The sequence below is a fragment of the Phytoactinopolyspora endophytica genome, assembly GCF_004138495.1.
Classification (GTDB): domain Bacteria; phylum Actinomycetota; class Actinomycetes; order Jiangellales; family Jiangellaceae; genus Phytoactinopolyspora; species Phytoactinopolyspora endophytica.
The window spans coordinates 290,324-294,350 of sequence record NZ_ML142850.1 but is presented as its reverse complement, the minus strand read 5'-3'; the positions used below and the strand labels follow the sequence as shown (position 1 = coordinate 294,350).

The 4,027-nt window shown below is 69.4% G+C and carries 3 protein-coding genes and 1 pseudogene; 3 read left to right on the top strand and 1 reads right to left on the bottom strand.

Translation table 11 applies throughout. The annotated features are described in order from the left end of the window. Positions 1-1,398: FAD-binding oxidoreductase (locus tag ELR45_RS34580; RefSeq protein WP_165367478.1), on the bottom strand; the 1,398-nt coding region annotated here is incomplete at its 3' end. Between the two features lie 308 nt (positions 1,399-1,706). Between ELR45_RS34580 and ELR45_RS04695 the strand changes: the two genes are divergently transcribed. From ELR45_RS04695 to ELR45_RS36900, 3 genes and pseudogenes are all read left to right on the top strand, one after another. Beyond that, a complete protein-coding gene (locus ELR45_RS04695; protein WP_129663858.1) occupies positions 1,707-2,750 on the top strand; it encodes an amidohydrolase family protein in 1,044 nt (347 codons plus the stop codon). Continuing rightward, a complete protein-coding gene (locus ELR45_RS04690; RefSeq protein ID WP_129663856.1) occupies positions 2,747-3,661 on the top strand; it encodes an ABC transporter substrate-binding protein in 915 nt (304 codons plus the stop codon). Before ELR45_RS04695 ends, ELR45_RS04690 begins: the two co-directional genes overlap by 4 nt. Before the next feature lie 80 nt (positions 3,662-3,741). Next, positions 3,742-4,027: pseudogene (locus ELR45_RS36900) on the top strand (aminomethyl transferase family protein); the annotation flags it as partial.

Sequence of the window (4,027 nt, the reverse complement as noted above, 5' to 3'; positions counted from 1 at the left end):
CATCCGACGACCGGTCTCTACCGCCGCCCGGACGCTAGCCGGATCGGTGCGGTCGTAGCGGATCCCGGCGATCGGCACGGCGGACCGTTCTCCGGTGACCATGATGCCCACCCCGAAGTTCAGCTGCGCCGCGGCGTACTGACGGCGCAGCTCCTCGACTACCTCCCGCACCGCGGAGCCCTGCAGTGGGACCACCGGGGAGACGTCGAGGTGTGCGACGTAATCGGGCGTGGACTCGATTGCCTTCATCGTGGGGATGCCGGCGGTGATCTTCTCGGCCGACCGAGCGAAGTCGTCCCACTCGCCGCGCTCGTAGATGCGCACCGGATGCACTCGACCGCTCGGGATGCGCAGCCAGGCGGCCTCGATGCGGCGCAGCCGGAGCTCCACGAGCTCGCGATCGCCCCACACCGCTGCCCGGACGGCCCACGCGCCGACCCCCTTCTCCGTACCGATGCGGCGCAGCTCCTCACTGGTGAACGGGGTGGGGTCGGCCGGCACCGGGTCGTCCAGCACCATGTGCGCGGCGCGGAGCGTCGAGTACACCGCGGGGATCCCCTCGAGGTGACCGGCGAGCCGCAGCTCGCGGATCGTGTCGATCGCCCCCTCCAGGTCGGCGTCCTCGTCGACGACGAGGACGAGCGGCGCGTAGGCCTCAGGTCGTCGCTGGAGCCACACCCCCATCCGCACAACGATGCCGAGGTTGGACTGGACGAACAGCTCGTCCAGCGAGGGACCGAGGCCGCGTCGGTAGGTGTGCCACGTGGGGCTGTACGGGTGGGCGCCCTGGCCGGTGCGCAACAGGTCACCGTCGGGCAGCACCACCTCGAAGCCTGCGTGCAGCCGGTAGTCGGCACCGTAGCGCTGGTAGGTGTGGCCGGAGTCCATGGTGTTGCCGATGAGCGAACCCCAGGCCAGGTCCGGCACCGGCGTCATCAGGTCGAGGCCGCGCTCGGCAACGGCGCGGTGCAGGTCCTGCCAGGTCACCCCCGGCTCGACGACCGCGTAAGCCAGCTCGTCATTGATCTCCAGCACCCGGTCGAGGCGCTGGAAGCCGAGCTGGATAGCACCTCGACGACTGGGGGAGGCCCCGCCGTGACCAAGGTTGCGTCCCTGGCTGTGCGGCGAGACGGGGACTCCCCAGCGGTTCGCGATGCGCATGACCTCCTGCACCTGCGCCACCGAGCCCGGCTGCACGACGGCCGAGGCGGCGAAGGTCTCGTCGCCCGGGATCCAGAAGGGGTCCTTGAACTCGTCGACCGCGGCTCGGTCCGTGCGCACCCACTCGTCGCCGACAGCGGAGGCCAGCTCCGCGACCATCCCGGCCGGGATCGTGGGGAGCGCCGCAGACTCCAGCAGAGCCTCCGCTGCTGTGTCTTGTCCTCGACCCTCGGTCATGGTCCACCTCTCTGCACCGACATCCGAGTTCGGACGCCTCACGACCTCATCGTGCCGATGCGTGCATGCCGGGAAAAGCGGAGAACTCCGCACTAGTGATTCGGTTCCGTCGAGGTTTCGGCAACGCGCTGTGTACGTCGACTCCACCGAATTACAGGTGGGGATTTCTCCGCTTTTCCCGGCATGCACGCGCTGCCACGCTGTGGCTATCGCCGAAACCCAGAGGCACTCACCATCACCTGAGTGATGAGGCCGGCCCCCGGCCACTCACCCGGCGTTGACGATCCACCGGAGGGAGGAACGCGCTGATGATCATCGACTGTCACGGGCACTTCACCAGCGAGCCGGCCGCGTTCCGGGCCCACCGCGAGGCGCAGGTCGCCCACGCTGAGGGGCGCGCCGCTCGCCCGGCCCCCTACGCCGGAGTCCCGGACGACGAGCTGCGCGCGATCGTCGAGGCGAACCAGCTGCGCCTCCAGCGCGAACGTGGCACCGACCTGACGGTCCTGTCGCCGCGCGCCTCCGCGATGGGCCACCACGTCCCCGGCGAGCAGACGGCCATCGAATGGGCGAGACAGTCCAACGACACGGTGCGCCGCATCGGGGAGCTTTTCCCCGACAACTTCGTCGCCGCCTGCCAGCTCCCGCAGACCGTGGATGGCGGACTGGACGCTGCGGTCGCCGAACTCGAGCGCTGCGTCGAGGCCGGCTTCGTGGCCTGCAACGTCAACCCCGACCCGTCCGGAGGTGGATGGACGGCTCCCCCTTTGCCCGACCCCTGGTGGGACCCGCTGTGGCACACCCTGGAGCGGCTCGACGTGCCGGCGATGATCCATGTCTCGGCATCAACGCGTCCCGCGGTGCACACTACGGGCGCGTACTACCTCGCAGCCGACACCACCGCGTTCATGCAGCTGCTCGGCAGCGACCTGTTCGACCGGCACCCCGGGTTGCGGCTCGTCATCCCGCACGGCGGAGGAGCGGTGCCCTACCACTGGGGCCGCTACCGTGGGATCGCTCTCAAGAACGGCGTCCTGGACGGCTTCGAAAGGCTGCGGGACAACCTCTTCTTCGACTCCTGCGTCTACCACCAGGCCGGCATCGATCTGCTGCTCGGGGTCATCGGGCCCGGCAACATCTTGTTCGGATCGGAGCTGCTGGGTGCGGTGGCGGGCGAGAACCCCGAGACCGGTCACCCCTTCGACGACACCCGGCGGTACCTGGAGGCAGCCGGGCTGGGCGAGGACGACCTCCGACGCGTCTTCGAGGGCAACGCCCGGCGTGTCTACCCCCGGCTGGACACGCTGCTGGCCACCCGAGCGATCGCGAGCGAACGAGGAGTACGAGCATGACTACTGCCACCACGACCATCCGGTTCGCCGGCGCTGCCCAGGGCTTCAACTGGCTGCCCGTCTTTGTGGCCGAGGATCGAGGTTTGTTCGCCGCCCACGGGCTGACTATAGAGTTCCACCGGCTCGGCTCTGTCGAGAAGGCGACCGCGGCCGTGCGCGAGGGCGCCGTTGACCTGGCCATCACGCCCCCCGAGGGCGCCATCGTCGACCACCTCGGCGGCGGCAACCTGCGCGTCATCGGTTCCAACGCAGAGCGTCTGCCGATGTCCATGGTGGCGCGTCCGGGCCTCTCCGAGCTGGCAGAGCTGCGCGGCGCCAGGATCGGGACGTCGTCGCTGACGGAGGGGACGTCGATCTACACGCGGCGCCTGCTCAGCCGCACCGGCATCGAGCCGGATGCCTACACGTTCGTGCTGGCAGGAATTCACACCGCACGCTGGACCGCCCTGCAGAACGGCGAGATCGACGCTGCGCCGCAGCCCGTCCCGTGGAGCCTGCTCGCCCAGCGTGAGGGGTATGGCGTGCTCGGCGACATCTCCGAGGTCATCCCGGAGATCGTGTTCGCGGCCCTTGTCGCGAGGGCGGACTGGCTCGACGCCCACGACGACGCCGCCGGCCGCCTGGTCCGGGCGCTGGCCGAGGCCCACGACATCGTCAACGACCCCGCTGCCGATGCCACGACCACGCCGATCTACCAACGCATCACGACGCCCGACGAGCCCGACCTCGCCGCCGCCGGGTTCACGATCACCCGCGACCTCGGCATGTGGCCGTCGGGACTGCGGGTCTCCGAAGCCGCACTCGCCACATCGATCGACCTGATGGTCGAGGCGGGCCTCATCTCCGAGGAGAGCCGCGGGGACGCCGCCGGCGTGGTCGACGCCCGCTTCACCGATCCATTCACCGACTGATGGTCGGCCCGCCAGACGCGAGCCCACCTCGACAACCCGTCCGAGCGAGATCAGATCCCGCACAGCAGAAGGAACCGACCATGGCCAAGAACCTCGAAGAGTCCATCGCAGCAGCCGGGAGCGCCCACACACTGCTGTGGGAGTCGCAGTCACCGCCGATCGTCAGCACACCGGTGACCCCGGAGTTCACCAACTGGCGAGACGAGCAGCTCGCCTGGCGCCGCACGTCCGTGCTGTTCGACCAGTCGCACCACTTGGCCGACCTCAACATCAAGGGCCCGGACGCCCTGAAGCTGATCCGGGACACCGCTGTGAACAGCGTCGAGTACTTCCCGGTCGACGCGGCGAAGCAGTACGTCGCGGTCA

What these genes read in the sequence shown, in the direction of transcription:
- ELR45_RS04695 (WP_129663858.1), top strand. Translation starts at nt 1,707, where the DNA reads ATGATCATCGACTGTCACGGGCACTTCACCAGCGAGCCGGCCGCGTTC.
- ELR45_RS04690 (WP_129663856.1), top strand. Translation starts at nt 2,747, where the DNA reads ATGACTACTGCCACCACGACCATCCGGTTCGCCGGCGCTGCCCAGGGC.